Origin of the sequence: Sphingomonas sp. CCH9-F2, assembly GCF_001556735.1 — a bacterium.
Lineage (GTDB): Bacteria > Pseudomonadota > Alphaproteobacteria > Sphingomonadales > Sphingomonadaceae > Sphingomonas > Sphingomonas ginsenosidimutans.
This window is the reverse complement of the sequence record NZ_LSJO01000090.1, coordinates 1-5,104: the sequence shown is the minus strand read 5'-3', so window position 1 is coordinate 5,104 and position 5,104 is coordinate 1. Positions and strand designations below refer to the sequence as shown.

Below are 5,104 nucleotides of genomic sequence, written 5' to 3'. Positions count from 1 at the left end.
GGCAGCGCCTTCGCGCTCCAGATCGTCATCGCGATCGTCGTCCTCTACTGGACGCCGGGGCGCGCCGCGCTGGCGGGGGCGTCGGCGGGCGTCTCCGCGCTGCTCGGCTATTCGCAGCGCGGCACCGAATTCCTGTTCGGCAAGCTCGCCAGTCCCGAGATCGGCGGACAGAGCTTCGCGATCGCCGCGCTGCCGGTCATCATCTTCTTCGCCAGCCTGGTGTCGATCCTCTATTATCTGGGCGTGATGCAGCTGGTCGTGCGCTGGATCGGCGGCGCGATCGAGAAGGTGATCGGCGCCAGCAAGGTGGAAAGCCTGTGCGCCGCCGCCAACATCTTCGTCGGGCAGAGCGAATCGCCGCTGGTCATCCGCCCCTATCTGGCGGGCCTCACCCCGGCGCAGCTGTTCACGGTGATGACCAGCGGGATGGCCGGCGTCGCGGGAACGATCCTGGCGGCCTATGCCTCGATGGGAATCCGCATCGACTATCTGCTCGCCGCCAGCTTCATGGCCGCGCCGGGCGGGATCCTGATGGCCAAGATCATCATGCCCGATCGCGTGATGCCGCCGGAGGGCGAACTGCCGCTGGGCGACCTGCCCGACGAGGCGCAGCAGATCGCGCTGGCGGAGGCGCGGATCAGCGGCCGCGGCCCTGCCGCGCTGCTGCCCGAAGGGACGCCTGGCGAACCGTTGCCCGAGGCGACGCATGACGAGGAGAAGCCCGCCAATCTCATCATGGCCGCCGCGCAGGGCGCGCAGACCGGCGTGCGGCTGGCCGTCGCGGTCGGCGCGATGGTGCTGGCGTTCGTTGCGCTGGTCGCGCTCGCCAACGGGCTGCTGGGCGGGGTCGGATCGTGGTTCGGCCACCCGGAGCTGAGCTTCCAGGGGCTGCTCGGCTATGTCTTCCAGCCGGTCATGTACCTGCTCAACGTGCCGTGGGACGAAGCCGGGATCGCCGGCGGGCTGTTCGGGGAGAAGATCGTCCTCAACGAATTCGTCGCCTATATCGATCTGGGCAAACAGGCCGCGCAGCTCAGCTCGCGGACGATCGCGGTCGTCACCTTCGCGCTGTGCGGCTTCGCCAATTTCTCCTCGATCGCGATCCAGATGGCCGTCACCGGCAGCCTGGCGCCCAACCAGCGCCCGACGATCGCGCGGCTGGGCCTGCGCGCGCTGGCGGCGGGCAGCCTGGCGAACCTGATGAGCGCGGCGCTGGCGGGGCTGCTGATCGGCTGACCGCGGCGCCGCCCTTCACGCCCCCGGAGCGGTGCCGGGGCGCAGATAGGCGAACATGTGCGGCACGTAGTCGCCCTTGCCGATCGCCACGCCATGATGGCGCAGGATCGCGTAGGCGGTGACGACGTGGAAATAGAATTGCGGCAGCGCCCAGTCGCGGACGTATTCCTCCGCCGCCATGTCGAATGCCATCCCGTTCGGCAGTTTCAACGCCACCGGCGCCTCGGCGTCCAGCCTCGCCTCGGCCAGGAACGCGAGCGCCTCGTCGATCCGCGACCGCGCATCGGCGACCGACCCGGGTGCCTCCCCGGCCCCACGCGCCTCCGCTCCCAGTGCGAGCAGCCGCCCCGGCATGTCCTCGCCGCGCAGCCGGTATCCCGCTTCCTGCGCCTGCAACGCGGCGAAGCGCAACTGCGTCGCCAGCGGGTACATGTCGTCGGCCAGCCGCGCCGACATCAGCGCTTCCATGCGGTCGGGCATCTGCTGCTGCGCCGTGTCGAGCAACCCGCACAGCATGCGCAGCATCTGGCGATAGGTCGGGATCAGCAGGTCGGTCGGGGTCATGGCCTATCGCTATAGCCGCCTGGTGACCGTAAGACGACTCACCGTCTGGCGCGGCGCGGCAACCGACATTATGTGCGCGCGCATGACCCAGATCACCGTCGCCGCGCTCCAGCTCGCCTTTTCGGGCGATATCGATGCGAACATCGCCAAGGTTTCCGACGCCGTTCGCGAGGCGCATGGCCGCGGCGCGCAGGTGATCCTGCCGCCCGAACTGTTCGAGGGCGAATATTTCTGCCGCGTCGAGGACGAATCGCTGTTCGCCAATGCCGCGCCGCTGGGCGAGCACAAGGCAGTGCTGGCGATGCAGGCGCTGGCGGAGGCGCTGGGCGTGTGGATCCCCACCAGCTTCTTCGAACTGGACGGGCCGCATCACTATAATTCGCTCGCCATGATCGGTCCCGACGGCGAGGTGCAGGGGCTGTACCGCAAGAGCCACATCCCCGACGGGCCGGGTTATGAGGAGAAGTTCTATTTCCGGCCCGGCAATACCGGGTTCAAGGTGTGGCGGGGCCCCGACCGATCGACGCTGGGCGTCGGCGTCTGCTGGGACCAATGGTATCCCGAAACCGCGCGCGCGATGATGCTGATGGGCGCCGAACTGCTGTTCTATCCCACCGCGATCGGCAGCGAACCGCACGATACCTCGCTTGACACCGCGCGGCTGTGGCGGCGCGCGATGGTCGGCCATGCGGTGTCGAACGTCGTGCCCGTCATCGCCGCCAACCGCGTCGGGGTGGAGCACGGCCAGACCTTCTACGGCACCAGCTTCATCACCGACGAGCGCGGCGATATCCTGGCGGAGCTGGGGCGTGAGGAGGAAGGCGTCATCACCGCGACGCTCGATCTCGACCGCGCGCGCCGCCACCGTGCCGCCTTCGGCTTCTTCCGCGATCGCCGCCCGGAACTCTACGGCCGGCTGACGCAGGACATCTGACGGCTCAGCGCGGCGGCCAGCGCCCGTCGGCGGCCAGCGCCAGCACCTCGCGCGGGGTGGGCGCAGGGGAAGGCCAGCCGAGCCGCGCCAGCCCGGCGGTCAGCCGCGCACGCGCCGCCGCCTCGTCGGGCACGTCGGTGACCATCGGCATCGCCAGCGACGCGGCAAGGTTCGCGCCCCCGGTATCGATCGCGAACGGATCGGCGCCGGCGGCGAGCAGCAACTCGGCGATCGCGAACCGCTCCATGTCGAGCGCGACGTGCAGCGGGCGGCGATCCAGCGTGTCGCGCACGTTCGGGTCCAGCCCATGGTCCAGCAGCATCCGCACCCCCGCCGCCGATCCCAGCGCGATCGCCGCGCGCGCCGGCTCCAGTGCCGCGCCAGCCGGCGCCGGTGCCGCGCCATGTTCGGCCAGCAGGACATAGGCCAGCTCCGGCCCGTTCGCGTGCAACGCCAGCACCAGCGGCGCGCCATCGCCTGCGCCATCGGGGTCGACGCCATGCGACAGGATCTCACGCAGCAGCATCGCATTGCCCGTGGCGACCGCCACTTCCGCCAGCGACCGGCCGTCCGCACTGGTCTGCGCCAGCGCCGGATCGCGCTCCATCAGGAAGCGCACGCGCGCGATGTCCGCGGCCAGCACCGCGTCGATCAGGTCGCGGCCCGATCCGCCCAGCCCGGCCGCCTCGCGCAATGCGCGCGCATCCGGCAGGTCCGCGCCTGCGACAAACCGGTCCGTGGCGATCCCGTCCATGTTGCGCTCCGCTGGCCTCTGCCGCGGCATCGCGGCGCGCTCCGGCGCTGTCAAGCGATGCGGCGTGCGCTTATCGGGCCGCGGTGCTGGCCAGCACCCAGTCGATCTGATGCCGGTTGATCGGGGCGAGCGGGCCATAATGATCCCAGGCGGTCTTTCCCTCCGGCATCACCGACGGCAGCCGCTGCGTCTCGCCGAACGCGCGCGGGGTTAAGGGCCACAGGTTTTCCTGCGCCGTCGTCAGGATCTCGCCCGGCACGGCGTAATTGGTGGCGTGGCCCGGCGTGATCCCGGCGTCGCGCGCCACCGCCTGCCCCTGCAGCCGGGAGATGAAGTGCAGACCCGCGGCGTTGAACGTCGTCGCCTCGCGTCCGGCGGCATTGGCGGCGTGCGAGGCAAGGCCCCCGCCAAGCGAATGGCCGACGAAATCGACGTTGATCGACGGATCGACGCGCGCGATCGACTTCCCGATTTCCAGCGCGCGCGCATAATGGTTAGACGGCAGGCCCAGCCCCTGCAAGCCGTTGCTGACCCAGTCGCCCGCGCGCGTCGGCCCCGATCCGCGGAACGCGATCGTGTAATCGCCCGATCCGGCCGGGCCGTTGCGATAGACCTCCGCATGAAACGCGCCGCGGTCGAGCATCTCGGGCGTCAGGTTCAGCGCGCGCAACTCGCCCGCATCGGTGACCGTGCTGACACCGGGCGGCAAGTCGCCGCGGCCATAGACATGCTCGGCCATCTGCGCCTTGGCGTGCAGCGGCGACGGCGGCACGTCGGGCGCCGCCAGCCCGCGCGCACCCGGCGGCGGCGGCGGGGCGACCGTATCGGTCAGCGGCCCGCGCAGCGACGGCGCGGCATCGTTGGCGGCGCGCAGCGGCGGAGCAAGGTCGTTCGCCACCTGGCGCGTGACGTCGCGCGCGACCGTCGATCCGACCACTTCCGCGCCCTCGCGCGCCGCGCCGCGCATCCCGGCGGTCAGCAGCCCGCGCGCCGGCCCGCCGCCGACCGGCACGACGTACGTCGCGACCGTGCCGACATCCATGCCGATCTCTTCGGTGCGGCCCTCGGCGATCGCCTGGCCGTACCGGTCCAGCGTCCCGCCGACCGCATCGGTGGTGGCATCCCACGCACGGCTCACATCGGCACCGATCCGCGAGGGGTCCTGCACCGCCGACTCGAGATAGCGCCCGGTCGCGTCCGCGGCGTTGCCGACCGCGCCGACCACATTGCTCGCCAGTTCCTGCCGCGCCTCGGCCGACACCTGCAATTCGGAGGCGGTCACGCCCAGCTGCCCGACGGTGCCGAGCAGCCCGACGCCCTCACGCAGCACGCCGCCGGTGAAACCGACCTGGAAACGGGTGATCGATTCGGCATTGCCGATCGCGTTGCGCAGCCCCTGCGACAGGATGTCGTCGCCGGTGATATGGCTGCGCGCGGCGTCGGCGGCATTGCCGATCTGGCTGCCGGTCCAGTTGACCGCGCTGGTGATGCCGTTGCGGCCCGCCTCGGTCGCGTCGCCGATCCCGTCGCGCACCGTGCTGGCGACATCGCGCACGTCGCCATTGCTGATCGCGCTGCCCAGCCGGTCGAGGAACCCGCGCGGTTCGGGCGGGGGC

Annotated in this window: 5 protein-coding genes; 2 read left to right on the top strand and 3 right to left on the bottom strand. The window is 70.9% G+C overall.

Annotated elements, in window-relative coordinates:
- A partial coding sequence (locus AX685_RS02625) for a NupC/NupG family nucleoside CNT transporter (RefSeq protein WP_066485146.1) occupies positions 1-1,236 on the top strand: 1,236 nt, incomplete at its 5' end.
- A 15-nt stretch (positions 1,237-1,251) separates the two neighbouring features.
- Here the strand turns inward: AX685_RS02625 and AX685_RS02620 are convergent.
- Entirely contained in the window at positions 1,252-1,800 is a 549-nt protein-coding gene (locus tag AX685_RS02620) for a DUF1993 domain-containing protein (protein ID WP_066485145.1), read from the bottom strand.
- 82 nt (positions 1,801-1,882) lie between these two features.
- On the opposite strand from AX685_RS02620, the gene aguB reads away from it, so the two are divergent.
- Positions 1,883-2,734 (top strand): N-carbamoylputrescine amidase, encoded by an 852-nt coding sequence (gene aguB / locus AX685_RS02615; protein WP_066485147.1) that lies wholly within the window; start codon positions 1,883-1,885, stop codon positions 2,732-2,734.
- Between the two features lie 4 nt (positions 2,735-2,738).
- Here aguB and AX685_RS02610 read toward each other — a convergent pair whose 3' ends face one another.
- Positions 2,739-3,488 (bottom strand): ankyrin repeat domain-containing protein, encoded by a 750-nt coding sequence (locus AX685_RS02610; protein WP_066485143.1) that lies wholly within the window; start codon positions 3,486-3,488, stop codon positions 2,739-2,741.
- Between the two features lie 70 nt (positions 3,489-3,558).
- The coding region (locus AX685_RS22250; RefSeq protein ID WP_197418459.1) for a hypothetical protein at positions 3,559-5,104 on the bottom strand (1,546 nt) is incomplete at its 5' end.

Bases quoted from the DNA above. Each gene is read 5' to 3' on its own strand.
- AX685_RS02610 (WP_066485143.1), bottom strand. From the start codon at position 3,488: ATGGACGGGATCGCCACGGACCGGTTTGTCGCAGGCGCGGACCTGCCG.
- AX685_RS02620 (WP_066485145.1), bottom strand. From the start codon at position 1,800: ATGACCCCGACCGACCTGCTGATCCCGACCTATCGCCAGATGCTGCGC.
- aguB (WP_066485147.1), top strand. From the start codon at position 1,883: ATGACCCAGATCACCGTCGCCGCGCTCCAGCTCGCCTTTTCGGGCGAT.